This window comes from Lentzea sp. NEAU-D7, from assembly GCF_026242055.1.
Taxonomy (GTDB): Bacteria; Actinomycetota; Actinomycetes; order Mycobacteriales; family Pseudonocardiaceae; genus Lentzea.
The window spans coordinates 45,153-71,860 of sequence record NZ_JAPJDL010000018.1 but is presented as its reverse complement, the minus strand read 5'-3'; the positions used below and the strand labels follow the sequence as shown (position 1 = coordinate 71,860).

At 69.0% G+C, this 26,708-nt stretch carries 27 protein-coding genes; 13 read left to right on the top strand and 14 right to left on the bottom strand.

All coding sequences use genetic code 11. The features are described from left to right. Positions 1 to 53 precede the first annotated feature (53 nt). The 5 genes from ORI60_RS31010 to ORI60_RS30990 all read right to left on the bottom strand — a co-directional run bounded on the left by ORI60_RS31010 (position 54) and on the right by ORI60_RS30990 (position 3,277). Positions 54 to 785: a ZIP family metal transporter gene (locus ORI60_RS31010; protein WP_266041546.1), complete on the bottom strand. Its 732-nt coding sequence runs from the start codon at positions 783 to 785 to the stop codon at positions 54 to 56. Between the two features lie 97 nt (positions 786 to 882). Beyond that, the gene (locus ORI60_RS31005) at positions 883 to 1,326 is read right to left on the bottom strand and encodes an STAS domain-containing protein (RefSeq protein WP_266041545.1); all 444 of its coding nucleotides are present in this window, start codon (positions 1,324 to 1,326) and stop codon (positions 883 to 885) included. Between the two features lie 180 nt (positions 1,327 to 1,506). After that, the gene (locus tag ORI60_RS31000) at positions 1,507 to 2,376 is read right to left on the bottom strand and encodes a MerR family transcriptional regulator (RefSeq protein WP_266041544.1); all 870 of its coding nucleotides are present in this window, start codon (positions 2,374 to 2,376) and stop codon (positions 1,507 to 1,509) included. A 21-nt stretch (positions 2,377 to 2,397) separates the two neighbouring features. After that, positions 2,398 to 2,862: an SRPBCC family protein gene (locus tag ORI60_RS30995; protein ID WP_266041543.1), complete on the bottom strand. Its 465-nt coding sequence runs from the start codon at positions 2,860 to 2,862 to the stop codon at positions 2,398 to 2,400. Between the two features lie 55 nt (positions 2,863 to 2,917). After that, positions 2,918 to 3,277: a hypothetical protein gene (locus ORI60_RS30990; RefSeq protein WP_266041542.1), complete on the bottom strand. Its 360-nt coding sequence runs from the start codon at positions 3,275 to 3,277 to the stop codon at positions 2,918 to 2,920. 362 nt (positions 3,278 to 3,639) lie between these two features. Here ORI60_RS30990 and ORI60_RS30985 point away from each other — a divergent pair, with 362 nt between their 5' ends. The 4 genes from ORI60_RS30985 (at position 3,640) to ORI60_RS30970 (ending at position 5,648) form a co-directional block, all read left to right on the top strand. Further along, positions 3,640 to 3,876, top strand: a complete 237-nt coding sequence (locus tag ORI60_RS30985) for a hypothetical protein (protein ID WP_266041541.1) — start codon at positions 3,640 to 3,642, stop codon at positions 3,874 to 3,876. 131 nt (positions 3,877 to 4,007) lie between these two features. Continuing rightward, on the top strand, positions 4,008 to 4,361 hold the full coding sequence (locus ORI60_RS30980; RefSeq protein ID WP_266041540.1) for a hypothetical protein: 354 nt from the start codon (positions 4,008 to 4,010) through the stop codon (positions 4,359 to 4,361). Between the two features lie 166 nt (positions 4,362 to 4,527). Continuing rightward, on the top strand, positions 4,528 to 4,794 hold the full coding sequence (locus ORI60_RS30975; protein ID WP_416234520.1) for an isoamylase: 267 nt from the start codon (positions 4,528 to 4,530) through the stop codon (positions 4,792 to 4,794). A gap of 290 nt (positions 4,795 to 5,084) precedes the next feature. Further along, a complete protein-coding gene (locus ORI60_RS30970) occupies positions 5,085 to 5,648 on the top strand; it encodes a CAP domain-containing protein (RefSeq protein ID WP_266041538.1) in 564 nt (187 codons plus the stop codon). A 157-nt stretch (positions 5,649 to 5,805) separates the two neighbouring features. On the opposite strand, the gene ORI60_RS30965 is transcribed toward ORI60_RS30970, so the two are convergent. Then, positions 5,806 to 6,666, bottom strand: a complete 861-nt coding sequence (locus ORI60_RS30965) for a phosphotransferase (RefSeq protein ID WP_266041537.1) — start codon at positions 6,664 to 6,666, stop codon at positions 5,806 to 5,808. Positions 6,667 to 6,795: 129 nt separating this feature from the next. Beyond that, positions 6,796 to 7,677, bottom strand: a complete 882-nt coding sequence (locus ORI60_RS30960; RefSeq protein WP_266041536.1) for a BTAD domain-containing putative transcriptional regulator — start codon at positions 7,675 to 7,677, stop codon at positions 6,796 to 6,798. Between the two features lie 263 nt (positions 7,678 to 7,940). Between ORI60_RS30960 and ORI60_RS30955 the strand changes: the two genes are divergently transcribed. Next, complete coding sequence (locus ORI60_RS30955) at positions 7,941 to 8,351, top strand: peptidase inhibitor family I36 protein (protein WP_266041535.1); 411 nt, start codon at positions 7,941 to 7,943, stop codon at positions 8,349 to 8,351. A 97-nt stretch (positions 8,352 to 8,448) separates the two neighbouring features. Here ORI60_RS30955 and ORI60_RS30950 read toward each other — a convergent pair whose 3' ends face one another. Beyond that, positions 8,449 to 8,865 (bottom strand): DUF3995 domain-containing protein, encoded by a 417-nt coding sequence (locus ORI60_RS30950; protein ID WP_266041534.1) that lies wholly within the window; start codon positions 8,863 to 8,865, stop codon positions 8,449 to 8,451. A gap of 59 nt (positions 8,866 to 8,924) precedes the next feature. Here ORI60_RS30950 and ORI60_RS30945 point away from each other — a divergent pair, with 59 nt between their 5' ends. Together ORI60_RS30945 and ORI60_RS30940 are read left to right on the top strand one after the other, a co-directional pair. Then, entirely contained in the window at positions 8,925 to 9,497 is a 573-nt protein-coding gene (locus tag ORI60_RS30945) for a TetR/AcrR family transcriptional regulator (protein WP_266041533.1), read from the top strand. Positions 9,498 to 9,506: 9 nt separating this feature from the next. After that, positions 9,507 to 10,511 (top strand): ADP-ribosylglycohydrolase family protein, encoded by a 1,005-nt coding sequence (locus ORI60_RS30940; protein ID WP_266041532.1) that lies wholly within the window; start codon positions 9,507 to 9,509, stop codon positions 10,509 to 10,511. Between the two features lie 72 nt (positions 10,512 to 10,583). Here ORI60_RS30940 and ORI60_RS30935 read toward each other — a convergent pair whose 3' ends face one another. The 4 genes from ORI60_RS30935 to ORI60_RS30920 all read right to left on the bottom strand — a co-directional run bounded on the left by ORI60_RS30935 (position 10,584) and on the right by ORI60_RS30920 (position 13,256). Then, positions 10,584 to 10,787 (bottom strand): cold-shock protein, encoded by a 204-nt coding sequence (locus ORI60_RS30935; RefSeq protein ID WP_030475722.1) that lies wholly within the window; start codon positions 10,785 to 10,787, stop codon positions 10,584 to 10,586. A 267-nt stretch (positions 10,788 to 11,054) separates the two neighbouring features. Continuing rightward, positions 11,055 to 11,363, bottom strand: a complete 309-nt coding sequence (locus tag ORI60_RS30930; protein ID WP_266041531.1) for a winged helix-turn-helix domain-containing protein — start codon at positions 11,361 to 11,363, stop codon at positions 11,055 to 11,057. After that, positions 11,360 to 12,196, bottom strand: a complete 837-nt coding sequence (locus ORI60_RS30925; protein ID WP_266041530.1) for a hypothetical protein — start codon at positions 12,194 to 12,196, stop codon at positions 11,360 to 11,362. The genes ORI60_RS30930 and ORI60_RS30925 overlap by 4 nt, the downstream gene beginning before the upstream one ends. Positions 12,197 to 12,317: 121 nt before the next feature. Further along, positions 12,318 to 13,256, bottom strand: a complete 939-nt coding sequence (locus ORI60_RS30920; RefSeq protein ID WP_266041529.1) for a DUF6461 domain-containing protein — start codon at positions 13,254 to 13,256, stop codon at positions 12,318 to 12,320. Between the two features lie 180 nt (positions 13,257 to 13,436). Between ORI60_RS30920 and ORI60_RS30915 the strand changes: the two genes are divergently transcribed. The 3 genes from ORI60_RS30915 (at position 13,437) to ORI60_RS30905 (ending at position 18,069) form a co-directional block, all read left to right on the top strand. Further along, positions 13,437 to 16,220, top strand: coding sequence for an AIR synthase-related protein (locus ORI60_RS30915; protein ID WP_266041528.1), 2,784 nt, complete (start codon positions 13,437 to 13,439; stop codon positions 16,218 to 16,220). After that, positions 16,217 to 16,885, top strand: a complete 669-nt coding sequence (locus ORI60_RS30910) for a phosphoribosylformylglycinamidine synthase subunit PurQ (RefSeq protein ID WP_266041527.1) — start codon at positions 16,217 to 16,219, stop codon at positions 16,883 to 16,885. Before ORI60_RS30915 ends, ORI60_RS30910 begins: the two co-directional genes overlap by 4 nt. An 83-nt stretch (positions 16,886 to 16,968) precedes the next feature. Beyond that, positions 16,969 to 18,069, top strand: a complete 1,101-nt coding sequence (locus ORI60_RS30905; RefSeq protein WP_266041526.1) for a serine hydrolase domain-containing protein — start codon at positions 16,969 to 16,971, stop codon at positions 18,067 to 18,069. Between the two features lie 81 nt (positions 18,070 to 18,150). Here ORI60_RS30905 and ORI60_RS30900 read toward each other — a convergent pair whose 3' ends face one another. Then, on the bottom strand, positions 18,151 to 18,474 hold the full coding sequence (locus ORI60_RS30900; RefSeq protein ID WP_266041525.1) for a hypothetical protein: 324 nt from the start codon (positions 18,472 to 18,474) through the stop codon (positions 18,151 to 18,153). A gap of 82 nt (positions 18,475 to 18,556) precedes the next feature. Continuing rightward, positions 18,557 to 19,210 (bottom strand): Crp/Fnr family transcriptional regulator, encoded by a 654-nt coding sequence (locus tag ORI60_RS30895; protein WP_266041524.1) that lies wholly within the window; start codon positions 19,208 to 19,210, stop codon positions 18,557 to 18,559. Positions 19,211 to 19,336: 126 nt separating this feature from the next. On the opposite strand from ORI60_RS30895, the gene ORI60_RS30890 reads away from it, so the two are divergent. The 3 genes from ORI60_RS30890 to fxsT are packed head-to-tail and all read left to right on the top strand — an operon-like array spanning position 19,337 to position 26,708. Continuing rightward, positions 19,337 to 21,445, top strand: coding sequence for an effector-associated domain 2-containing protein (locus ORI60_RS30890; RefSeq protein ID WP_266041523.1), 2,109 nt, complete (start codon positions 19,337 to 19,339; stop codon positions 21,443 to 21,445). Next, positions 21,442 to 22,476 (top strand): AAA family ATPase, encoded by a 1,035-nt coding sequence (locus tag ORI60_RS30885; protein ID WP_266041522.1) that lies wholly within the window; start codon positions 21,442 to 21,444, stop codon positions 22,474 to 22,476. Before ORI60_RS30890 ends, ORI60_RS30885 begins: the two co-directional genes overlap by 4 nt. Continuing rightward, on the top strand, positions 22,473 to 26,708 hold the full coding sequence (fxsT, locus tag ORI60_RS30880; protein WP_266041521.1) for an FxSxx-COOH system tetratricopeptide repeat protein: 4,236 nt from the start codon (positions 22,473 to 22,475) through the stop codon (positions 26,706 to 26,708). Before ORI60_RS30885 ends, fxsT begins: the two co-directional genes overlap by 4 nt.

Below are 26,708 nucleotides of genomic sequence, written 5' to 3'. Positions count from 1 at the left end.
CCGGATTGCGTCAGTGCGTGCGACCTGCGGCGAGGCGCCCCTGGCCGGTTCGGTCAGGCAGCGAGGATGAAGGAGAGGAAGAAGCCCCCGGCCGTGGCGAAGGCGTTGAGCGGTCGGCCGTGCTCGAACGCCTCGGGCATCAGCGTGTCGGCCAGCGATGCGATCACCGCTCCGCCGGCGAAGGACAGCGCTACGGCCAGCACGGCGTCGCTCAGCCCGCCCGCGACCAGTCTGCCGAGCACCACCGCGCCTGCCAGCAGCAGAGCGCAGATCGCCCACGTCAGGATCACGGTTCGCTTGCTCTGCCCCGATTCGCGCATCGCGACGGCACCGACCAGCGACTCCGGCAGGTTGGAGAAGAAGATCGCCACGAGCAACGTCAACGACACCCCGCTGGCCAGAGACACCCCGAGCGCCAGGTTCTCCGGCACACCGTCGAGGGTCACCGCAGCCAGCAGTGCGAAGCCCACGCCGCCACGCGCGCCGGCCTTGGTCACCTCTCGCTGCTCGGGGCCGGCGTGACCGGTGACGTAACGGTCCAGAGCGGAGTCCACCAGCACGAACGTGGCCGCACCCGCGAGCAGGCCGAGTCCGGACCGCACCGCGCCACCGAGGTGGAACGCCTCCTCGAACAGCTCGAAGGCCAGCGCTGAGATCAACGCCCCGCTTGCGAAGGCCAGCAGGATCCCGGTGAGCCACCGCGGCGGCCGCCACAGCGAGCCGGCGATCGAGCCGACCACCAGCGCACTCGATGCGGCCAGGCCGTACAGCACTGCCGTCAGCATGCCGATCAGATACCCGCCGGCACTACCGGAAGAAACCGGCTTCGACCCGGACAGCTCGGGAGTGCCGTTGGCCGGTCGGAACAGGGCGCCGCTGTCTTCACCGGCACGACGAGGAACCGTCCTCGGAGCGCGAGGTCGGGTATCCGGTTGCGGCTGCCGTGCGGAGTGCCTCGACAGCGTGCGGAACGGTTTCGTGCAGCTGCATCACCTGGTCGAGGCCCGTGGCCTCCAGCGGACGTCGACTCGCGCGCTCGTTCGCGACGACGGCGAACCCGATTCCGGCCTGCCGTGCCCGCTGGTGGGCCTCGCCCAGCATCGACAGACCGGCCGAGGCGAGAAAACCCACGGCGAGGTAGACCACGATCCCGATCGGGTGGTTGTTCAGCTGCGCCTCAAAGGCCGCGCGCGCCTGGTCCGCATTGGTGATGTCGATGTCACCGGTGATCGCCATGACTGTCACACCGTCGTGGTCGACGGCCTCAACGTCAAGATCCGAAGTGCGGTTGCTTTGCCCGCGCCTCACTGTGCACCGCCCGCACATCTCGACTGCCCTTCTCGAAGCACGCTGTTGTGATCGGCTTCCTTCACTCCTCGCCGCCGTTGACGAAGTCCAGGCTCGCACCTTTGCACATTTCGCGCTCGCCCAACGCGACCGCGATCCGTCGCGGTGGCACCCTGGCTTTCGGCGGCGTCGGCGGGGTGAACGGCTATGCGTCGTGGATCAGGCCACCGGGGGATGGTTCGGTGACCGTGTGAGCAAGGCGAGCGCGTCGGCCAGTGATCGTGCGTGGGTGGTGGGCCAGCCTGGTCCGGTGAGCAGCAGCCGGGTGCTGGGTGTGGTCAGGGCGGTGACTGTGTCGGACTGGGTGCGTTGATGGGCCCAGAGCACGAGGGCGGTGGGAGCGGGATCGGTGCGGCGCAGTGCCTCCTGCAACGCTGGCAGCGGTACGGATGCGCCGAGCATGCGGGCGGGGATGCCGTTGTGCGCCAGAGCGGCGCGCAGGGCTTCCAGGGCGAGGGTGTGGCGTTCGCCCTCGACGCAGGCGAGCAGCACGACCCGTCCGGCGGATTCCGGCGCGGGAACACGGTGCAGGGCCATGGTGATGGCCCAGGACAGGACGTTGACCAGGTCGACGCAGCGCTCGACGTCGGTGGCTTCGGGGCCGCCGAGGTGGTTGAGGGCGGGGCAGCACAGTGTCTGCCAGGTGTGCACGACGCCGTGCTTTCTCAGGTGCGCCTCGAGCATCGCGACGGCGGCGTCGGTGTCCAATCGCGACAGCGCTGCCAGGAGTTCGCTGGGGCCGGCGGTTGCTCGTGCGAGGTGGAAGGCCTGCTGCGCAGCGGATTGGGCGGACATGCCGTGGTCGATGAGTTCTTTCATGCGGCGCAACGCGTGGATGTCGCCGGTGGTGTAGCGGCGGTGCCGCGTTCCGGGCCCTGTGCCGAGGGCGGTGTGGCCGGCGGGTACCTCGTAGCGGCGATGCCAGCCGCGCAGGGTCGACGCCGGTAGATCCAGCATGCGCGCGACCGCTCCCGCCGTCCAGGTCGTGTCCTGGACGGCGGGAGCGGCCGGGGGGACTGGGCTGCTCATCACTCCATCGTCAACGTGGTGTCACGCGCCTGGGCGGTCGACCTCGCCGCGCCACGCGCCCGTCTCCTGACCACCGCGGTTCTCGATGAAGTCCTTGAACCGCTTCATGTCGCCTTTGACCCGGAGGTTCAGGATGCCGAGCTTGTCGGCGACGTTCTCCACGAACCCCTCGGGGTCGATGTCCATCTGCGCGGTCACGCGCGTGCGGGTGTCGTCAAGGCGGTGGAAGGTGACCACTCCGGCGTGCTCGGGGCCGGAGTCCGATCGCCAGGCCACCCGCTCGTCGGGGTGCTGTTCGGTGATGGTCGCTTCGAATTCGCGGGTGGCTCCGGCGACGGTGATCTTCCAGTGGGTGTGGGTGTCGTCGATCTGCCGGATCTGGTCGACGCCTTCCATGAACTGGGGGAAGGACTCGAACTGGGTCCACTGGTTGTAGGCGGTGCTGACGTCGACGTCGACATCCACGGATTCGGTGATGGTGCTCATGAGTGGTGCAGCCCTTTCTCTGAACAAAATGTGTGCGGTCGTGACGGCCTGGCGGTCAAGGAGCGAACGCGGACAACGCGCAGAGCACGGCCCAACCCGTGGCGAACGCGGCGACCTTGGCTCGCGCCTTCCGCTCAGGTAGTTGCGTGCCGAACAGGACCGCGTCGGCGGCGTCCGCGGTGACTCGCGCCGCCAGTGCCGCCTTGAGCGCCGGGCCCTTCGGCGCGCACACCATGGCAACGCCGATCGCCGTGTCCCGGGCTCCGATCGCGCCGATCAACACCCGGATTTCAGGCCTGACCTTGCCGGTCGCGGTGGTCAGCCCGCACGGTGAGGCCAGCACTTTCGGCCAGACGATGATCGCGGCGCTGTAGGCGGCGGTCGCGGCCCCGAGCACGCGGGTCAGTGCAGGCATCGGCGGCTCCCTACGAGTGAGTTCGGCTGTCAGCGGGGTACCCACCGAATCGATGCCAAACCGATTCACCCCATGACCGTGTTGCTCGACCCCATCGCATCGCTCACGGCCGAGGGAGGCTGGGAAGGTCTGCTCGACCGCCGCGCCTGAATCCTCCGCCTTTTCGGCCTGATCTCGGTCGAAAAATTCTAATGCCGGAAACAAGGCGTCACCCGAAGGTGTGTTTCAGGTGGCCTCGTTCACGCCAAGGTGTGATGGCGATTTGGTGATCCTTGATCGTCTGGATACGGTCGCGCCGGACTTGTGGAAGGTGTGCAACGCCGACACTTTCCTTTCTGGACGATTCAACTAAGGAGATTTCTGTGCTGAAGAAGGCAGGGGCGGCCGTCGCTATCGCGGGCGCTTTCCTCGGTTTCGGTTCCACCGCGCTGGCCGACGCCCCCGAGCTGGACATCACGGACCAGGTCGGCATCGCCAACCTGAACGAGTCCGAGGTGGTCAGCGACCTGAACGCCTGCTTCATCGACGTCAACGTCATCGCGGTGCCGGTGCTGTCGGGCAACGACAGCGGCCTGTGCGCCAACCCCGACGACAAGTGACGTGAGGCGGCGCCCGTAGTGACGACGCGCCGTCCTCAGGCCGGGGAACGGAACCTTGGCGAGGCTGCCTGGTTCCGTTCCTCCTTCGTAGCACGCGCGGATCGAACGACCGGTTCGAGGGGGAAATCGTCATGCTGAAGAAGGCTTTTGCCGCGGCTGCTGCAGGCGCGGGTTTTCTGATGATGGGCACGCCGGCGTTCGCGACGCAGGACGGCCCGATGGACGACTCGACCGACCTCGCCCCGAAGTACGACCATGACCACCAGGTGACCCTCGTCAACATGAAGGACACCGAACTGCTCAGTGACATCAACGTCTGCCGTGTCGACGTGAACGTCATCTCGGTTCCGGCCTTCTCCGACAACGAGGGCGAACCCTGCATGAACCTCGACATCGACGTTCAGCACGCGCACGCGGAACGACTCGGGACGCTGACCCGCGCCGCAGCGAGTCACGCCGTCGACGCGCTGACTCCTGCCGGTTGACCACTTCGTGCGCGCATGTCACCTGCGTCGCGCGGGATCACTCGATCCGGCGACCTCAAGCCCTTCCCAGGCGTGCCGACTAGTCCGATGTGGACACAAGCGGCAGGCTGTTGCAGCGTCGCGACTGGAACACGTGGAAGGAACGACGAGCGAAATGATTCGAATCGTGCCCGCCAAAGACAAGCACGTTCGGGTGACCTGGTCGCTGCCCCGGCACGAGCCGGCAGGACCGGTGAGCGTGGTCGGTGACTTCAACGGCTGGACACCGGGATCGACCGAACTCCGCGCTCGCTCCAACGGCAACCGCACCGCTGCGGTCGTCGTTCCGCGCGGCACGACGTTGCGCTTCCGCTACCTCGGTTCGAACGGCCACTGGTTCGACGACTTGGACGCGACGGCACGAGATGCCCACGGCTGCGTGATCACCGTCTGACGGGTCTCGAGGTCAGTCGGCGGATGAGGTCCGGCAGTCGACGATTCGGCGCCCCACTGTCCTGTTCTGCCGACTGCGGCCGCGGCGGACCCGCCGAGGTGTGGGCCCTCGTCATGGACCAGGCCTCCTGCGTGCAGACGTTCCGACGTTCCTGCTGGACAACTCTTTCGACACCTGCTCATCGCTGCGTTCACCACTCGAACGGGTTGACTTCCGAACGAGTGGCGTACCGGGCCGCTACTGCGTCAAGACATGTGGTGCGGCATCCAGGACGACACCACGGAGGAGCGATGGGAATTCGGAAAGAGCTGGCAGCCGGCCTCGCTGCAGTCCTGCTGGCAGCGGCCGTCCAGTCAACCGGGAGTGCCTCGGCCGCAGTGGGGGAGTGCCGAGCGGCGGCAGGTGCAGGCGAGATCGCCACCACCGCAACGTCCTGGGTCAACCCCAGGGACTTCCTGCTGCCGATCAACCGCGCGCGGGCAGAGGTCGATGTTCGGCCGGTGACGTGGAGTGCCGCGCTCGAAAGGGCAGCCGAGAATCACGCGACCAGGCTCGCAAGCTTCGGCTGCGAGCCTGAACCTTCGGGCGCACCTGGCGTTGGTGAAACCATCGTCTCGGTGCCGGAGGACGTCAGCGTGCCGGAGGCCATCGCGCTGTGGGTCGATCAGAAGGCGCACTACGACTACGAGACGAACAGCTGCAGCCCGGGAAAGCGGTGTAGCGACTACACCCAGATCGTCTGGCGGGACACTTCGATGATCGGCGGAGCTGTGGCGAGGTGTGAAAACGGCCAGAAGATCATCGTGGTCCTGTACAACCCACAGGGCAATCTCGTCGGTGAGCGTCCCTACTAGGGTGTGGGATCGAACGACCGGAGACGTGCACGTCGATCGGGACGGGGTGGCTCACGCCCGAGGACATCGGCAAACAGCACGCCGTCTACACCGTACGGCCCGGCAGGCCGTTGCACGCCGATCACACATGAGCCACCTCGGCAGTGAGCAGCCTCCTTCACAAGCTGTCGGCGTGCCTTCTGAGCGGCGCGGCTAGATCCGGGTGATCGCCTCTGTCGGCGCGGTGCAGCAGCCGGGCTGCCACGTAGAACTGGGCGAGCATTCCGGCGTCGGTCGCCAGCACGTCAGCGAACGTGTCCTGCACTCGCTCAGCGGCCTGCGGCACGAGGAGGCTGTAGCTGAGCAACGTGGCCGCGTCTGTCCCAACTGGACCGCTGCCCCAGGACTTCCAGTCCAGCAGCCCGAACTGCGGGCCCATCAGGTTCGCCCAGTGCAGATCTCCGTGTACCGTTTCCCATTCGCGCACAACAGGGTTCACCGAGTTCCCGAACTGCTGCTGGATTCGGCCGGTGACCAACGCCTGGTCGGCGTTGACGCGGTCGGTCGGCATCGTCGCGATCAGCTCGCTCGTTCTGCGCAGTTCGGTCCACCACTCGTCCGGGAGGTCGGCCGTGTGGCGCAGGACGTCGGTGCGGGAGCAGGGTGAGCCTGGCACCAGTGTCATCAGCTCGGCGCGTTGGTGCCGTCCGTCCTCCCACTCGAAGATGTCGACGACGCGCGGTTTCGGCAGGGTGGAGAAGGCGTTCGCTTCGAGGTTTCCGGTCCAGAACTCGCCTTCGATCCACTGCCTGTCCTCGGAGACCACCCGTAACCACATCTGCTCGCCGGGCCCTTGCACGGGTGCGCTGATCGATCGGTCCAGCCAGCCGAGCACGGGGTCGCCGATGACGGTGAGCTTGAAGTGCGCCGCGGCGCGGTCGAGGTTTTCGTGCATCCACGCGCGGAACTGGGCGTCGGCCTCGCTGAGTTGTGGGCTCAGCGTCGGGCCGCGGGGTGAGCGGGCAGGTTGTTCTGGCACTGGAACCCTTCACCTCGGGGGCATCGAGCATGCTTCGCTGTTCGTTTTACTGCTTGGAGTTCTTCCAAGCGAGGCGCTGTGAGGTCGTTACGCCCTTCGGGTACAGCTGGTGGTGGAAGTCCTGCGGCATCAGACTTCTTGTCGCAGGACCCTCAGATGGGCGTCCCGCAGGTCGCTTCGGGGCTCTACGCCCAGTTCGGCCGCGAGCCGGTCGCGGACGCGCTCGAACAAGCGCAGCGCCGACGCCTGCTGGCCGGTCCGGGCGAGCGCCAGCATCAGCCGTGCCTGCAGGCCCTCGTGCAACGGCTCGTCGTGCGCCAGCGTGATCAACGACGGTGAGAACGGCTCGCCCGGCGTGCGCAGCACCAGGTCCGTGTGTGCGAGCACGGTGGCGATTCGGCGCTGGTGCAACGCGATCGCGCTCGGGTGCAGGCGTACCTCGTCGGGCAGGTTCGCGAGGACGGGGCCGCGCCACAGGTTGACCGCCTCGCTCAGGCCGGCGAGGTCCGTGTGCATCAGGAGATCGTTGAAGCGCAACAGGTCCAGTCCACAGCTGTTGGCGACGAGGCGGTAGCCGCCGTGCAGGCGTTCCACCGTGGTGAACGCCCGCAGGCGCGCGACGTAGTTGTGCACCAGGTGGACGTGCGAATGTGGTGGCGACTCCGGCCACAGCACGTCGATGATCTCCTCGCGCGCCACGATCTGGTTCGGGTGCAGCGCGAGCAGGCCGAGCAGGCGGCGTTGCATCAACGGCACCGGCACGCCCTCGACCTCCAGCGGGCCGAGGATCCTGATGCGCGCCGACGGTGTGCGCGTGAAGACCGACGAGTCGAGCCCCACGGCCGATGCCAGCCGGTGCAGCAGGTCCGAGCGCGGTGCCGACCCGTTCTCGATGTAGCGCAGTGCGCGCACGCTGACCCGTGCCCGGTCGGCGACCTCGCGCTGGGTCAGACCGAGCAGGACCCGCTGGGCGCGCAGCGCCGCGCCGAACGTTCTCGCAGATTTCCCCATGACGGACACCCCGGTTCCCATGAAACCGCGTCGTCCACGGAATTTCAGCCCATTTCGCTCAGACGGCGGCAGGGCGTCGGAAGCGTGCGGACTTGCCGGTCGTGTTGACACAACGCGGCTGGTCAGGGCGTTGCCGCTGGTCAGCTGGCCCGGCTCGCTAATAGAGGGGCCAGCTTTCCGGTGGAGAATTGATGGAGAGTCCGCTGGGGTGTTCCTCCTAGCATTCCCCGTACGTCGGAAATCCACAGCAGGGGGAGAACAGCATGTTCGCGAGGAAAGCAGCGGCGTTGCTCGCCACGGCAGCCGCCGTGGTCGTGTCGGTCGCGGTCGCCCCGTCCGCCAGCGCCCACGTGCCGAACCGGTGCAGCGGCTGGCGCGTCGGCGTCTTCGACCTGAACAACTACGCGGGACAGCACGCGTGCTTCAACACCGGTGCGGGTGATCTCCGCCAGTTCTCGCTCAACAACAGGATCAGCTCGGCGTGGAGCCACGACACCGTGCCGTGGTGCCTCTACGACGACTTCAGCTTCCGTTCGCCGTTCTCGCAGATGGCTGCCGGTGGGCACTACCCGGTCTTCGACGCGTTCGCGACGAACCGGACGAGCTCGATCCGGCGCGGGGCCTGTCCGGCCGGCTTCGGCGTGCTGCCCGAGCCCGGTGTCTCCGTCAGCTAGAGGTCAGGACCCGCAAGGAGAACGCTCGGCCGGGCTGTCCCGGCCGAGCGTTTTTCGACGACCTCGCGAGATCTGCCTCAGGACGCGAGGACGGGGTTCATCCCAGCGCGGCGACCGTCGCGCAGCACGCCGCCAGGACGAGGCACAGCGGCGAGTAGATCCGCTGGTCGAGCCGGGCGAACTCGGTGCGCTGACGTGACGACACCACGAGGCCGGCCGCACCGCGCAGCAGCAGCATCGCGGCCACGCCCGCCGTTCCCACGGCCGCGAGCCAAGTGGGGCCCGGTGCCGGCACCACGCCTGCCCGGCTCGTGACGAGGTAGGCCGCGACCCCGAGCAGCACCGCGACGGCGCCCGTCGCCGGCCCCGAGGGCAGCTTCTCCGCCGGAACGCCCACCACCTTGCTGGCGAACTCCTCACGGGTCCGCAGAGGCCACGGCGAGAACATCCACACCACGTGCAGGACGCCGACCAGCGCCAACACCGCGGCCGTGCCCAGACCCAACACCGTCATCGTGCGCCTCCACCGTTCCGTACACCTCTGTACGGTTCACCGTACAGTACTGTACGGATGTGGCTCGGCTGTCGAAGCAGGACTGGCTCACCGCGGCACTCGTCGCCCTGGCGGAGGGCGGCGTGAGCGCGGTGGCCGTGGTGCCGCTCGCCCAGCGGCTCGGCGTGACGCGCGGCAGCTTCTACTGGCACTTCACCGATCGGACGGCGCTGCTGCGCGACGCCCTGGACTGGTGGGAGCAGCAGGGCACCGTCGCGGTGATCGATCGGGTGGCCGCCGTCGCCGACCCGCGGGACAAGCTGCGAGCACTCTTCCGGATCGCGATCACCGAGGATCCGGCGAGCGGACTGGAACCCGCGCTGGTGGCCCACGCCGACGACCCGGTGGGCGCGCCGGTCCTGCGGCGGGTCACCGAACGCAGGGTCGCGTTCCTGGCCGAGGCCTACGCGGAACTCGGACTGCCTCCCGCGCGAGCACGGCGGCAGGCCGTCGTCGCGTACTCCGCCTACGTCGGCTGGGTGCAGTTGCGGCGGGCGACGCCCGACGTGCTGCCGGAGGTCGTCGGCGATCCCGAGGCCCTGGCCTACCTGGTGGACAACCTCACGGGCCTCGACGCACCCGGCGCTGGTTAGGGTCGGGGTGTGGATCGAATCGCGGGATCGTTGTACGGGCTGGCTTTCGGGGACGCGCTCGGCCGGCCGACGGAGTTCCTGACGCTGGAGGAGATCGATCGGGAGTTCGGTCCTGCCGGGCCGGATGACCTGGTGGGTGATCCTGCGCTGGTCACCGACGACACGCAGATGGCGCTTGCGGTCGGGTGGGCGCTGCACGGAGTCGACCGGTACACCGCCGACGTGCTCGAGCCGCGGTTGCGGGAGCGGTTCGTGGCCTGGGCGCACAGTCCGGAGAACGACCGTGCGCCTGGGATGACGTGTCTGCGCGCATGCGGGGGACTGGCGGAGGGCGCGCCGTGGGTGGAGGCGACCATCGCCGGATCCAAGGGGTGTGGCGCGAACATGCGCGTGACTCCGGTGGGACTGCTGCCCGGGCTCGACCTCGACGTGCTCGCCGGGGTGTCGCAACTGCAGGCCGCGATGACCCACGGTCATCCCACGGCGCTGGCCGCGTCCGAGCTCACCGCCTACGCCACACGGCTGCTGGTCGACGGCGTCGCACTGGCCGACGTCCCCGCCGCGCTGCTGGCCCGCTGTGCCGAACGGCGCTCCGCCTACCTGGAGGAGTGGCTGGGATCGCTGTGGCAGGTGCCGGGGGCGACCACGCCTGCCGACTTCATCGCGCGCGGCTGGGACGAGTGCGTCGTGGTGCTGGAACGGCTGGTGGCCGCTCTCGCCCGGCCTGACGACGGCCTGGACGCGTGTCTCGCCACCGGCGAGGGCTGGATCGCCGAGGAGGCGCTGGTCAGCGGCCTGTACTGCGCGGTGCGGCACGCCGGCGACCCGGTGCGGTGCCTGGTGCGGGCCGCTCGGACCAGCGGTGACTCCGACTCGATCGCCGCGCTGGCCGGGGCGTTCGTCGGCGCCGTGCACGGCCTGGACGCCTGGCCGGCGGACTGGGTCGCGCGCATCGAGTACGCGGACCAGCTGGCCGCGCTTGCCGCCGGCGCGCGCGAGCGGGCGTCCGAATAGGACAAAGCCCGGCCGGATGGTCCATCCGGCCGGGCTTTGGAGGTCCTTCGTGCCGCGGGCGGCAGGGCGGGACTAGGCGGGGACGATGTTCTCCGCCTGCGGGCCCTTCTGGCCCTGCGTGATGTCGAAGGAGACCTTCTGGCCCTCCTGGAGCTCACGGAAGCCCTGAGCGGCGATGTTCGAGTAGTGGGCGAAGACGTCAGCGCCGCCACCGTCCTGCTCGATGAAGCCGAAGCCCTTTTCAGCGTTGAACCACTTGACGGTTCCGGTGGCCATGGTGCACTCCAAGCATGAATTTGGCGCCCGCACTGTGCGGGGCCGGGTGATCCGTCATGGCCGGAGACGCTGAACAGCAAAACGCCCGTGACCTGCGATCACGGGCGAACGGTACTTCGGAACCATGACAGATGCCACTACCGTACACGGGCAGGCCGCCACGTCCAGCACCGCAACGCCTAAACATCGAAGATCGTGTCGAAGATCGCGCCCCGGTCTGACGACGGCGTCTGGGCAGCGGGTGATCGTCGGCGGGGAACGGGCAGGTCACGCCTTGCCGTGGCGGTCCAGCAGCGCGCGCAGGGCGGCCATCTCGGCGGCCAGCGCCTTGCGGCCGGCGGCCGTGACGCTGACCCAGGTCTTGGGCCGTTTGCCCTCGTAGCCCTTCTCGACCACCAGCAGTCCGGCCTCCTCCAGCACCGCGATGTGCCGCGAGAGGTTGCCGGCGGTGAGGTTCAGGGTGGACTTCAGGTAGGCGAACTCCACCCTCTTCACCTCGCCCGCGATGGTGAGGATCCCCAGCCTGTGCCGCTGGTGGACGACGTCGTCCAGGGCCGCTGTCGGGTGCTCCGTCACGACGAGGTCCTGCTCGCCACGAGTGCGCCCAGTCCGCCGGCCACCAGCACGGCCGCGAGCAGCAGGACGCCCATGGCGCCGCCCAGAGCGTCGTTGTCCACGGATGCATTGTTGACGATCAACGCCCCGGCCGTGAACACCACCGCGATCACCGAGCACAACACGCTGCGCTCGATCCACGCCAGCGTCAGCAGGCCGGTCGCGATCGCCAGGAACTGGGCGCCACCGCCCATCCCGAGGTCGACACCGACATCGGGCAACTGCAGCAGTGACAAGGCGATCGACGCCAGCAGCAGACCGACCGGGACCAGCAACGGCCGCATCCGCTTGGCGCGGAAGGCGAGCAGCGCCAGTCCCAGGAGGACGGTCATGGCGACCGCGGCCACCAGCAACGTCGGATCGATCGGGCTGTACTCGAAGAACAGGCTGGTGCTCAACGGAATCCCGAACAGGACCGCGACGAGCCCGAGCAGCGCGACCTGGACGTAGGCGCCGGTCGGGGTCTCTACACCGACGCGCCGGGCACGCCAGCGGTACCACCAGACCGTGGCGAGCAGTCCTGCGACCAGTGCGCCGAGCCAGTACAGCGAGAGCGCCAGCGGGTGCACCACCTCGGTCTTCAGCCTGAGGTGCATCAGCGGGTCCAGCCACCAGCCGGGCCCGCCCTCGAGCAGGTGGTCGGTGGGGACGGGGTCCGCCTGGGACAGCGGCAGCGAGGCCAGGGTCAGCAAACCCATGAGCAGCAACGGGAACCAGTACCCGTGGCGGTCGTCGCGGGCGCGCTTGCGCAGGCCGGCGAGTTCGTCGAGCAGCTCACCCGGATCAGTCGTCATCTCGTTCCCCCAAACTCGACTGCGATGCAATCAGGTTTGCATCGCAAACCGGACTTGTCAACGGCACCGTCGCGCCTCGGCAGGCACTGTCCTGTGTGAACCGCCGGACGTTGTCGCCCCGTCAGGCCAGATCCGCCCGGAAGGCGGCGGTCATCGCGTAGAGCAGGTTGGCGAACTGGGTGCCGCGGGCGCGTTCTTCATCGGTCATGCGGCTCCTCTCGTGGTTGAGCGTCCAGCTCGCCCTGCGCGCCAGGAGCGACCACTCGCGCACGTGCCTGCCCAGGTCGCTGTCCGGAGTGACGACGACGGGGTCACCGCGCCGGGCGGCGGCCAGTGCCTCGGCCAGGCCGGGGGTGTCCTCCAGCGCGAGTTCGGAGACTAGTTCGGCGGCCTTGTGGACGGCGTTGTCGACCACGGGAGGCCGGGTGTGGCTGAACCGGCTTTCGAAGTGGGTGCCGGGCAGCGGCGCGGTGAGCTGGTCGAGCGAAGGCAGGACACCGGTGATCAGCCCGGCCAGCCGCAGCGAGCGGGCGATGGGCTCGGCGTAACGCGCGTTCCAGTCCTCGGTCTCGTAGTCCTCGGAGTCGTAGTCGACCGGGTCGGTGTCGAACCCGGCCTCCCGCATCAGCGGCAGCAGCGGCTCCAGGCAGTCGCCAGGGCGCGGGTCCGGCCAGCGGGGGTTGAAACGGGCGGTGAACTTGCCGTTCACGGCGTGGCTGAAGCACGGTGAGGCGTAGTCGTGCCGCAGGATCCCGACGGCCTCCGTGCCCCGGGACAGGGCGTCGGCCAGGGACTCGATCTCGTACCCCGTCGGCTGGACCAGGACCGTCCACTCGCCGAGCGCCAGCGCGGAGACCACCTCCGGGTAGCCGTGGTCGAAGCAGTGCAGGTCCCAGATCTGCTGGGGTGTGCGGGGTGCCAGCGTGTCCATCAGTCCGCCGGCGCGGCGCAGCGCCTCCAGCGGTTCGACGCCGCGGACGAACGCGAGCGCGAAGATCTCGCCCAGGAACGGCCCCGGGCCGGCGAGGGCGTCTGCCCAGGTCAGGTCGTGCTGCTCCACGTGGTCCCCCAGGACGGTGAGTGACGCTCGTCGCCCTCCGCCGATTCGGGCCGGAGAGGGCTCACCGCCTAGGGTGCTGCATGTGTCGCAGTGCGGCCTCGCCCGGTTGCCTGGGTGCTTCCACGAGCGCGGTCGCTACCGGGGACAATTGCCCCCGACCGTTCAGCTCCAGGAGGATTGTTGATCCACAAGTTCTCGGTTCGCTCCGCGGGGGTAGCGGAGCCCGACATCCGTGAGCTCGGCCGATCGTGGGAGCTCGACGACCTCGAGGTGTGGCGCGACTACTACGTCGAGTTCGAGACCTCGCCCGGTGCCGCCGCGCTCGCCGAGGTGGCCGCCGTGCTCGGCGACCAGCTCGACGTCGAGGTGTTCCTGGACCAGCCGCTGGACGCGGGCGCCGTGCAGGTCGCCTACAAGCGCGGTGTGGTCGACAACGAGAGCGACTCGATCATCACCGTGTGCGGGCTGCTCGGCGTCGAGGCCAGGGCAGGCAAGGTCGCCACGAGCTACAGGTCGGCGTCGCCGCGGCTGCGGGACCTGGTGGTCTCCACGCGGTTCAACCCGACGATCGAAGAACTGCACGACGAGGAACCGCACTACGACACCCTCGTGCCGCAGGGCCACTACGAGTCGGCCGTGCAGTACGACCTGCGCGGGCTCGACGACGCGGCGCTCGCGGAGCTCGGCACGGCGGGTGGGCGCAACCTGTCGCTCGCGCAGATGAAGCACGTGCAGCACGTGCAGAACACGCTCGGGGACGAGTTCGTCACGGACGTCCTGCTGGAGGCGCTCGACGCCCGCTGGAGCGACCACTGCGCGCACACCACGTGGAAGTCGCTCGGCAGCCTGCTCGGCCGGCTCGTCCAGGCCGCGAAGGACGTCGACAACCCGAACGTGCTGAGCATGTTCCACGACAACGCCGGCGTCTGGGACTTCTACGACGGCCACGCGATCGCCATCAAGGCCGAGACGCACAACGGGCCGTCGGCGATCTCCGGTTACTTCGGCCAGCTGACGAAGCTCGGCGGCGTGCTGCGCGACATCCTGGGAACCGGGCTGAGCGCCGACCCGATCGGCAGCTTCGAGTACACGGCCATCGGTGAGCCCGAGGCGCCCGCGCCCATCAAGGGCCGGCCGGACGCGCGCAGGCTCGCCGGCGAGACGATCCGGGCGATCAAGGAGTACGGCAACACCTTCGGCGTGCCGATGATGTCGTCGCGCATGACGTTCCACCCCGCCTACCGCGCCAAGCCGTTCGCGCTCGGCGGCAGCATCGGCCTGCTGCCCGTGTCGGCGGCGCAGCGCGGCACGCCGCGGCCCGGTGACTTCGTGGTGCTGATCGGTGGCCTGACCGGCAACGAGGGCATCCACGGCGCGTCCGCGAGCTCCGCCGGTGCCGTCATGGACACGGCCGCCGTGCAGATCGGCGCGCCGCTGGAGCAGGTCAAGTTCCGCAAGGCGCTGATCGAGCTGCGTGAAGCGGGCTGCATGAGCGCGCTCACCGACGTCGGTGGCGCGGGCCTGAACAGCGCCGTCGGCGAGATCGGCGAGGCGTGCGGTGTCTGGATCAACACCGCGCTGGTGCCGTTGAAGACCGCGGCGCTGCCGATGTGGCGGATCCTGCTGTCCGAGTCGCAGGAACGCATGCTGCTCGCCGTGCCGCCGGAGCACCAGGAGCGGGCGAAGAAGATCCTCGACCGCCACATGGTGCGCTCGACGGTCATCGGCCGGTTCGCCGACACGGGTCGCTACCACGTGTTCCACGCCCCGGACCTGACCGAGGAGGCGCTGATCGCGGGCGCCCCGGACGTCGTGCCCGCCCACCAGGGCGAACTCGGCTTCGACGTGGCGTACGACCTGCTCGACATCGAGGTCGAACGCCAGGAGGTCGGCCCGCCGCCGCGTCCCACGGGCGTGCCCGAGTGGCCGGAGCTGGCACCCACGCAGCTCGCCGGGCTGCTGGAGGAGGTCGTCGCCGACGCGGAGGTCGCCTCCCAGCACCACGCCGACTCGCAGTACGACTCCACGGTCCAGGGCAACACCTGGTACGGCCCGCACTACGGCACCGAGCACTCGGTCCGCACGGCCTACTGGGCGGGCACGCCGGTCGCGGGTTCGCCCGCCGCCGCCGTCGTGAACACCGCGTTCAACCCGTGGATGTTCGAGGCCGACCCGGTCGCCGCGACGCGCCAGATGTTCTGCTCGGTGCTCGCGGGCCAGGTGCTCGCCGGTGTCGCGGTGAACGACGTCTGCATGTGCGACAACTTCTACACCCCGCACCTGTCGCCGCACTGGCGCGAATGGCTGGTCGGCATGGTCGACGAGCTCGCCGTGCTGGTCCGCCACTTCGGCGTGCCGCTGATCTCGGGCAAGGACTCGTCGGCGGGCTCGGTGCACACCGACGAGGGCCTCGTCAGCGTGCCGCCCGCGGTGTTCCTCAGCGCGCTGGGCAAGGTGCCGCACCGCGACGGCCTGCTGCGCGAGCAGTGGACCACGCCGGGCAACGTGCTGGTCCGCGTCGGCCTGGCCACGAGCTCCCCGGTCGGCACGGTCGCGGCGCGCAAGCTCAGCCTGCCGGCCGGCGCGCTCGACGACCTGGAACTGTCCGATGTGGACAGCTACCTGAGCGCGCTCGCCGCGAGCAGGAACCTGCTGCGCAGCGGTGCCCGCATCGGTGCCGGTGGTGTCGCGGCCACGCTCGCCCAGGGCGTGCTGGCCAGCGGCATCGGCGTGAAGCTGGAGTCCGCGACCACCGAGTCGCTCTTCGCCGAGCACCGCGTCGGCGCTGTCGTCGAGGTCGCCCCCGGCGACGTCGACGCCCTGCCCGCCGAGCTCGGCCCGGTCGTCCTCGGCGTCCTCGAAGGCACGCTGGAGGGCACCGGAATCGCGCTCGAAGGCATCGACCTGTTCGCCCCGGCCGCGCGCGACGGCTGGCTCAACTCGTTCACGGCGAGGATCGCATGAAGCCGACCGTCAACGTCCTGTACCTGCCCGGCACCAACTGCCAGGAGGAGACCGTCCGAGCGTTCGCCGAGGTGGGTGCGGAGCCGCGGATGCGGTTCGCGGCCGACCTGCTGGCGGGCACCGAACGGCTCGACGACGCCGACATCCTCTGCATTCCGGGAGGGTTCTCGTTCGGCGACCACCTCGGCGGTGGCGCGGTGGCGGCGGCGTTGCTGCGCAGCCACCTGGCGGACCAGTTCGAAGCCTGCCGCACGCGTCCGCTGATCGGCATCTGCAACGGCTTCCAGATCGCCGTGCGCGGAGGCTGCTTCGGCAAGGTCGGCCTGAAGGTCAACAGCGCCGGGACGTTCCGCAACGAGGAGAACCAGCGGCACGTCGTCGACGGCGACAACGACAGCCCGTGGCTCGCGGGCCTGGGCGGTCAGACGCTGTCCTTCCCGTGTGCGCATGGCGAAGGCCGGTTCGACCCGGGCACCGAGACCGAGGGGTACCGCGTCGCACTGCGGTACGAGAAGGGCTCCAACCCGGACGGGTCGTTCGAGGACATCGCGGGCATCACGAGCGCCGACGGTCTGGCGTTCGGGCTGATGGACCACCCGGAGCGGGCGATCGACCGCGAGGTCCGGCTCGCGTTCTTCTCCAACGGCGTGCGCGCGGTTCGCTAGTGGCATGACTGGTGCCGGCCCTACCGCGAGCGCGGGGGCCGGCACCATGGTCGCGGCCCGCCGTCCACGGCAGGTTGGTGATCATGAAATCACTCCTGATCGCGGCCGTGGTCGCGCTGTCACCCTTACCGCCGCTGCAGCCGGAACTGCTGCGCGCGGCCATCGCCGACCTGGACCACCCTGCGGCGACGTCCGCGCAGCTGCGTGTGTCGGGTGCGGCGGGGTGCTGGTACGGAGCCGAAGGCGTCGCGGACACGCGGACGCGGCGGCCGGTCCGGCCGGACGACAGGTTCCGCATCGGCAGCGTCACCAAGGTGTTCGTGGCGACGGTCGTGCTGCAGCTCGCCGCCGAGCAGAAGATCGGTCTGGAAACGCCCGTCCGGCACTACCTCCCGGACCTGCCGCCGACGCTGGACGAGGTCGAGGTCGGGCAGTTGCTCGACCACACCAGCGGGATCCCGTTCGAGGTCGGCTTCCCCGACCTGAGCACGCCGGAGAAGGTCCTCGAACACCGCTACGACCGGTACGCGCCGGACCAGCGCCTCAGGATGATCCCCGCCACCGAGCCGAAGTTCACCCCTGGCACGCAACAGGAGTACCGGGGCATCAACTACGTGCTCGCCGCGATGATCATCGAGAAGGTCACCGGCCACGGCTACGGTCACGAGGTCGACAAGCGCATCGCGCGGCCCCTCGGGCTCACCAGGACCTACGTGCCCGGCCGCAACGAGACGAGCATCCGCGGGGCGCACGTCCACGGCTACCTGGACGTGCCCGGGAAGGGCCTGGTCGACGTCTCCGACTTCAACACGTCGAAGTCCTACGGCGAGGGCGACATCATCTCCACGACCGGTGACCTCACCAGGTTCGCCGAGGCCCTGTTCGACGGCGACCTGCTGCCGCCGGCCTTGCAGGAGAAGCTGTTCACGCTCCCGAAAGTGTCCATGGTGGACGGACGGCCCGCCGCGTACAGCACCGGGCTGCAGACGTTCACCATCAACGGCGTCACGGTGTGGGGGAAGACGGGGGAGCAGTACGGGTACAACGCGGGCCTGTTCTCGACGCGGGACCAGCAGCGGCGCATCGCGTACTCGTTCACGCCGACGGCGCGTGACGCCACACAGCAGCAGATGACGCTGCGGATCGCGAACGCCGCGACCAGCCCCGCGGCCGATCGGCCTTGATGCCGTACGTCCTGCTCGACATGTCGGTCAGCGTCACCTGGGAGCGTGGCCCCGACCCCCCGCCGGGGCCACGCCGGGCATCTACAACCGCACCAGGTTCGACGGTCGTCGTGGCGGCTCGGCGTCCGCGGCGGGAAGGTCGTCGGGCAACCAGGAACGCAACGCCCTGCCGAACATCAGCAGCGTGCGCCAGGTGTCCCAGAGGGCGATCAGCGACGCCGACAGCACCACGGCGACGGCGACGGCCAGCACGCCGCGGGCCTCCAGCAGCACGATGACGGCCACGATCGCCCACAGTTCGACGACCGTGAAGACGAGGGCGAGCACCACCTGCTCCGTGTGCTTGCGACGCGCCCGCAGGACCTGGGTGCGCGAGTCGGGGTCGGGCAGTGAACGGCGCTTCATGACGGCTCCTGCGGGCTCGGCGAACTGAGCACCCAGGAAATCGTCACGGGCCGCGGATGTCTGCGTCAGATGCCACACAGCGTCAGATCCCGCAGAGGACGCGCAATTCTTCCTCACGAAGAATTTCTATGCCGTTGCGGCGCGTCACGATGATTCCGCCTTCGCGCAGGACTTTCAACGTGCGGGCGAGCGTTTCGCGGGAAATACCCACAATTCCGGCCAGCTCGCGCTGGGAGAGCGGCACGGTCGCGATCAGGTCGTCCGCCTCCCGGTGCGCGAGGTCGAGCAGCATCGCGCCCACGCGGTGCAGCGACGGGCCGGTGCGGAGGTCCTGCTGGCCGACCATCGCCCGCTGGCGGGACGCGACGACGCGCAGCATCGCCCACGTGATGCCGGGGCGCACGTGGCACAGCGTCTTCAGCGCCCGAGGGGAAATCACCAGGCCACTGACGTCGTCCACCGCGGTCAGGGTGGCGGAACGGCGGCGGCCGTCCACTGCGGAGAGCTCGCCGATGATCTCGCCGGGGCCGCGGACGGCGAGCACCGTCTCCTCCCCGGTGACGGTGAAGCGGCTCACCCTGACCCTGCCCCTCGACACCACGAGCACGTTGCGCGACTGGTCCCCCTGATGGCAGATCACCGAACCGGATGCAAATTCGACACGAGTCGCGGTGTTCCGCAACGCTGTGCGATCGGCCTCGTCGAGCATCCCCCAGAAAGACCGGTCGATCATCATGCTTCTCATGATTCCGGCAACCGCAGGCCGCTGACTGCCCCGATTGATCTAAATCAGGCCGGAATGCACCAATGTTCAGATCAACTCCGGATAATGGACCCTCGCCCATGCCGGTAGGGAGAACCCGTGGAACAGACACCACGCGCCGAGCCGCGGGCCGTGCTGGCTGTCGACGTGGAGAAGTTCAGCGACCCCAGCCGGACCAACCACCACAAGCTCGTCGCCCACGGCGGACTCTACGACGCGCTGCACGCCGCGCTGCGCGAGAGCAACATCGAGGAGCACTGCTGGCACCAGGAGGACCGCGGCGACGGCGCGATGTTCCTCTTCACCCCTGAGGTGCCCAAGCAGGTGCTGTCCGAGTTCCTGCTCCGCCGGCTGATCGCGAACCTGCTGCGGTACAACGCGACGGTCACCCAGGAGGCGCGCATCCGGTTGCGGATCGCGCTGCACTTCGGTGAGGTCACGTTCAACGCCAAGGGCGCGGTCGGCGACTGCGTGAACCTCACGTTCCGGTTGCTGGAGGCCGACCCCCTGAAGTCCGCACTGGCGGGCTCGTCCTCGGTGCTCGCGGTGATCGTGTCGAAGGCGTTCTACGAGGAAGTGCTGTGGCACGACCCGGCGGCCGAGCCGCTCGCGTACCGGGAGATCGAGGTCGCGGTCAAGGAGACCAGGACGTCGGCGTGGATCCGGCTGTCCGCCGAGTCGATGCAGGCCGCTGCCGCGCCCGCACCGGCCCCGGTGGCACCGGCGGAGATCGACGACGGGGCGATGGCCGGTGGCGGTGAGTCGCTCGGCGTCCTGGCCGAGCTGATCGCCAGAATGCCGCTGATGGCGCGGATCGAGGGCCGGAGGCTGTGCCTGCAACTGGTCAACAGCGTGCTCGAACCACGGCTGCGGGTCGCCGAGTTCGACGACGCCCGGCTGCACGTCTTCGCGATCGTGCTCGCCTGCGGGCGTCGGCCGGGCGCGGTGCGCGCGTTGCTGCAGGCCCTCGAGCAGTTGCAGCCGGAAGCCCAGGAGCTGCGGCAGATCAGCCGCCTCGTCGAGGACATGGCGACGCTGGAGCTCTTCGGCGAGGAGGACCGCCGCACCATCACCGAACTGTTGCGCGACACCGACTTCCCGCAGCTCGCCGAGTGCTATCGGGTCGCGGCGGGAAGCCAGGCAGCGCCCCTGCCACCCGGCCGGCACGACGCCGTCGACGTGCTGAACCGGCTGGAGCGGATGAACGCGCGTCCCGACGGCGTCCCGCCCGCGCTCGCGTTGCTCGAACACCTCGCGCTGCACGCGGGAGACGTGCTCTCCCAGCGCCTCTGGCAGTTCTCCGAGGACCAGGCGCGTGCCATGGGCCTGCACGCCGACCTGCTCGCGTTGCGCGGGTCGATCTCGGTGGAGACCACGGAGACCGTCGCGCCCGCCGAGGCGTCGCTGGTGCTGCGGCTGCAGCCGCACGGCGTCGGCCCCGGCCGCTACCTGCTCTCCGAGTGGTGGCAGGTGAACTCGGCGACGTGGGCGCCGCAGCGAGGCCGCGACTACACCGGCAGCCTCGCCGAACTGCGGGCTCGGGTGGGCGAGCTGGTCGGCCGGATCGAGGGCTGGGCGGAGAACGCGAGCAGCGTCTCGATCGAGATGATCCTGCCGAAAGACCTGCTCAACCTGCCCGTCGACCAGTGGATCTCGTTCTCCGACGAGGTGGCGACACCGATCGGGGTCGACTACCTGGTGTCCCTGCGGTCACTGGAACGGAGCAGGGAGAAAGCGAAACACCGCCGGTGGAAGCGGCGATGGACAAACCTGCAGAGTCATCTCCAGGCGGGAGACAGTCCGATCGACGACGCGGTGCACCGCAGCCAGCTCGACGGCCCTCGGCACCTTCAGAAACTCGGAGCCAAGCTCGCACTCGCCGAGAACGTCGTGCTGCTCGTGCTCGCCGACCCGCCGTCCGCCCGCGACAGCGTCGGCAGGATGGAGGTGGCGATCGCGCTCAAGACGGGTGTGCCCGTGCTGATCTGGCACCGGGAGGACTGCGCCGGCAAGGCGTTCCGCAGCGCCGTCGACGACCTGCTGGCGGACGGCGGGCTCGGCAAGCTGCTGGAGAACGTGAAGAAGCTGCGCGGCCAGGCCCAGTACGCCGACGACTGCGACGTGCACCCCGGCAGCCACATCAGCGTCCTCTGGGACGACCCGGCCCGGCAGGTGGAACCCCTGCCGCAGGAGGTGGTCGCGCCTTGACGCGGACCGACGACTGGCACATCTACACCGGCACGGGGCAACCGGCCGCCGAGGTGGATCTGCGGACCGACCTGCCGGAACCGCCGCCCTGGCGGGTGTTCCGGGGCGGTCCCGCGCTGCCCCTGCCGCCCGGCGGGGAGCACGAGAACACCCGGCGGATCGGCGCGCCCGGCGCCGACACGTCCTACCCGGCGGACCGCCACGAGATCGACATGGTCAACGCCGCCCTGCTGCTGCGCAGGCCGTTGCTCGTCACCGGCGGCCCCGGCACCGGCAAGACGTCGCTGGCGTTCCGCGTGGCCAGAGAGCTCTCGCTGGGACCGGTTCTGACCTGGCCGGTGACGTCGAGCACCAAGCTCCGGCAGGACGGCCTCTACGAGTACGACGCCATCGGTCGCGTGCACGCGTCCAGCGCCAGGGCGAGCGGGGTGCTCGACGAGCCGACCGACATCGGCGACTTCATCCACCTGGGGCCGCTGGGCACGGCGTTGCTGCCGTACGAGCTTCCGCGGGTCCTGGTGGTGGACGAGGTCGACAAGGCCGATCTCTCGCTGCCGCACGACCTGCTCGCGGTGCTGGAGGACGGGGAGTTCCTGATCCGCGAGCTCGCCCGCGTCGCACGCCGGACGCCGAAGGTCGTCGTGCACACCGCGGATCCCGGTGGCAGCGCGGAGATCACCGAGGGACGGGTGGTGTGCCGCGCCTTCCCGTTCATCGTGTTCACCAGCAACCGGGAACGCGAGTTCCCTCCGGCGTTCCTGCGCAGGACGCTGCAGCTGGAGATGCAGCCGCCGAACGAGGAGCAGCTCGCGAGCATGGTGGCCGCGCACTTCCGCGACGCGTCGGGCGGCTCCGCCGAGCTGATCCGGAAGTTCCTGCGCCGCAGCGAGTCCGAGGGCGGACTCGCGATCGACCAGCTGCTGAACACCATCCAGCTCGCGTCGTCGAGCGGGCTCACCTCGGACCGAGTCGCGTGGGAACGCCTGCGCGACGCCCTGTGGCACCGGCTTTCCACGACGGGGTTCGAATGAGCGCGGCGGAGCGCGACCTCACCGCGAGGGAGCTGGCGGACGCCCTGTGGCTCGCGAGCCAGGTGTGGAACGCGAGCAGGGAGGTGGCGGGCCCGGCGGCGGTTCCGGGCACGCCCACGCGGCAGCACGTCGTTCTGCCGATGGCACTTCCGCCTCCCGACGACGTTCCACCGGCTCTCCGGCCCACCGCGTCTCCGCCCGGTCTCCCGGAAATGCGGTCCACAAAGGACGAGGTTCCGCCGAGGTTCGCTCCTGGCGTGCCACCGCAGTACGAACCGGGTGCCGCCCGACCGGTCGCCGAGAGCCTGCCGCACACCCGCGCGATCTCGCGGGCACTGCGACCGCTCGCGCGACTCGTGCCCTCGGACCACGAGGTGGAGTTCGACGAGGAGACCACCGCGGTCCGCGTCGCCGAGACCGGCGTGTGGCTGCCCGCCTTCCTCCCCGCGCTCACCCGGCCGTTCGAGATCGCGCTCGTCGTGGACATGGCGTCGCTGGAGATCTGGCAGCGCGAGATCGCGGACTTCCGCGCGGTGCTCGAGACCCAGGGCGCGTTCCGCACGGTCCGCCTCTACTTCGTCGACTTCGACCAGGAGAGCGCCGGCGACCTGCTGGTGCGCGTCGGCGCGCCGGACGGCCCGTCCCGCGGCCCCGCGGAACTGCTCGACCCGTCCGGCGGACGCCTGGTGCTCGTGGTGACGGACGGGGTGGGCAGGGCGTGGCACACCGGCGCGGCGGACCGCGTCATCGGCTACTGGGGCCGTTCGATCCACGTGTCCGTCATGCACCTGCTCCCGCACGAGCTGTGGAGCTGGACCGGCCTCGTGACGACGAGGGTGCAGCTGCGGATGCCCGGCGCGGGCTCGCCGAACGCCCGCATCCGCTACCGCCTCGCCGACCCCTCCGACGAACGGCCGCCGGACACCGCGGTGCCCGTGCCCGTGCTGGAACTGCGCCCGGACTGGCTCGGCCACTGGACCCGGCTGGTCACCGGCGACGGCCCCGCCGTCCACCTCACCACGTTGTTCGCCGACCCGAGTGCCAAGGAGAGCACCTTCGAGGTCGACCCGATGCCACACCTGAGCCCGGCCGACCGGGTGAGCCGCTTCCGCACCATCGCCTCCCCGCCGGCGTTCGCCCTCGCCGGCCTGCTCGCCGCCACCCCGGTCCCGCTGAAGCTGCCGGTGATGAGCGCCGTGCGCCAGACCGTGCTGCCCGGCACGAAGCTCTCGCACCTGGCCGAGGTGCTGCTCGGCGGCCTCGTCGAACGCGACGAGGGCACTTCTTCTCCCGGCACCTACGAGTTCCGGGAGGGATTGCGGCAGGAATTGCTCTCCACCTGCTCGCGAGCGGACACGGCCCGCGTTCTGCGCACCGTGGCCGACTTGCTCCCGAAAAGCGAGGCGACTCGCGACCTCAAGGAAGCGCTCGACGATCCGGACTCCGCCATTTCGGAGGCGACCCCGGAAAACCTTCCTCATCTGCGCCTGCAGCAGGTGATTTTCCGGGCGATGAGCGGGCCATACGCCAAACGGTCTAATCGTATCAGAGCGATCATCACCGACCTGACGGCCGACCAGGTCGATCAGGAGGACGTGGTCGCTGATTCAATCGCGCCCGTGTCTGCTCCCACCGAAGAGGAATCTCCCTCACAAATATCGACGATCAATGCACCGGACCCAGGAGGGACTGTGACCCTGCGCGACGAGACCTCGTCCACACTCCTGGATCAGCAAGGTGATGTTCCGCGGGCATGGTCGGTCCCGCCGCGCAACTTCAACTTCACCGGGCGCACCGAGATGCTCTCGGCCCTGCACGCCCGGCTGACTTCCGGCGACACGAATCTCACCGCGGTGCTTCCCGAGGCTTTGTACGGCCTGGGAGGGATCGGCAAGTCGCAGGTGGCAATCGAGTACGCCTATCTGCACGCGGACGACTACGACGTGGTCTGGTGGATTCCGTCGGAGGACCCCACGCACATCCGTTCGGTTTTCATGACGCTCGCCGAAAAACTCGGAATTCCGAACACCGGCGCGGTCCACGCGGTCATAGAGGCTGTGCGCGAGTCGCTGCGGCGCGGTCATCCTTATCGGCGATGGCTGCTCGTCTTCGACAACGCCGACAAGCCCGAGGATGTTCGTCCGTTCTTTCCCAGCGGCGGTTCAGGGCACATCCTCGTGACTTCACGCAACACTCACTGGTCGAACGTCGCGCAGACGGTCGAGGTCGACCTGTTCAGCCGGTCCGAGAGCAGGCAGTTGCTGCAGCGGCGCAACCGCGGGCTGACCGACTCCGACGCCGAGCAGATCGCCGAGGTGCTCGGAGACCTGCCTCTCGCGATCGAGCAGGCCGCGTCCTGGCTGCGTGAGACGGGTATGAACGCCGCGGAATACCTTCTGCTGTTCGCGCAAAAGCGTGCGGAACTCCTCGAAGCCGGTCTGCCGCTCGACTACCACGTACCGGTGGCTGCGGCGTGGAACGTGTCGCTCGATCGACTGAGCCAGGAGAACCCCGCGGCTCTGCAGCTCCTGCAGGTCTGCTCGTTCTTCGCGCCCGAGCCGATCGACCGGAACCTCTTCATCGAACTCCAGGGAATCCCGGTGCCGGAGGAGCTGGCGGACGCACTGCGCGACCCGCTGCTGCTCGGCAAGGCCATGCGTCAGATCAACAGGTACAGCCTGGCGCAGATCGACCAGAGCAACGCCACGATTCTGCTTCATCGGCTGGTGCAAGGCGCATTGTACGACCGCATGACCCCGCAGGAACGTGCGCAAATGCGGCACGCTGCGCACGTGCTGCTCGCCACTGACGATCCACGCGGACCGGCCAACCAGAAGAACTGGTCGAAGTACATCGAGCTGCTGCCCCACGTGCGTGCATCGAAAATGCATGAATGCGATGACCCCTGGGTGCGGCGCACCGCTCTGCACAGCGCTGTCTTCCTCTCCGCGTGGGGTGACGACCACAGTGGTCACGACTACTCGCGCGAACTTTTCAACTACTGGAGTGAGCGGTTCGGCGAGGAAAAGCCTGAATCGCTGATGGCATCGAAACAGCTGGGAATCTGTCTCCGCGCACTCGGTCGGTACACGGAAGCACTCGCGGTCGATGAACGTGCGTACGCGGTGGCGCAGGAACACCTCGGCAATGAATCCGAGACAACGCTCATCCTGGCCAACATGGTCGCCATGGACGTTCGCGCGCTGGGTGAGTTCACCAAGGCGTGGCAATTGAGCGACAACGGCTACCGCATCGCCGAGGAGGTTTTCGGTGAGGAGGACGGCTTCACCCTCGCGATGGCGGACAACCTCGGAATCGCACTGCGCCTCGTCGGCAGGTTCGCTGAGGCCCGTGACATCGACCAGTCCACCTGGGAGCTTCGCGCGCGCATTCTCGGTGACGAGCACAGGTTCACCCTGTCGATGCTCAACAACCTGTGCCTGGACATCCGTGAATGCGGTGAGTACGTCCAGGCCCGCGACATGCTGGAGACCGCCGTCGCGAAACACCGCAGGCTCTTCGGCGATGATCACCCGGACACCTTGCGGGCCATCAAGAACCTCGCTGTGACTCGCCGCAAGGCGGGTGACCACGCCGGTGCCTTGCGCCTTTCGGAGGAAGCGGTTCTGCGGTACGCGAAGAGGTACGGCGAGAACTACCCCGGATCACTGGCGGCGTCGATGAACCTGGCGGTGGACCTGAGGCAGACAGGTGCGCTGGCGGAGTCGAGGGAACTCGGCGAGAAGGTCGTCCAGGCCTACGCGGCGACACTGGGCGAGAGCCATCCTTACGTGCTGGCGGCGAAGACGAACTTGGCCGTCACCCTGCGGTTGATGGGTGACGTCGCCGGAGCGTCCGAACTCAACGAGGACGCATTCGTCACGATGCAGGACGCACTGGGATACGACCACCCGTTCACGCTCGTGTGCGCCACGAACAGGGCGAGTGACTACGCGGCATCGGGCGAGTACGAGAAGTCGTACACCCTCAACCAGCGAGTGCTCGAACGTTCCCGGCGTGTGCTGGGCGAGGACCACCCGTCGACGCTCGCGTGTCTCGCGAACATCGTCCTGGACCTGCGCGGGCTCGACCGCACCGCGGACGCTGAGTCCCTGCAGATCGACGTCATCAGCCGGTTCCGGCGGGTGCTCGGCAAGAACCACCCGGCCACGATCGCCGCGGCCAGCAGTGCCCGCGCCGACTGCGACCTGGAACCGCTGCCCACCGGCTGA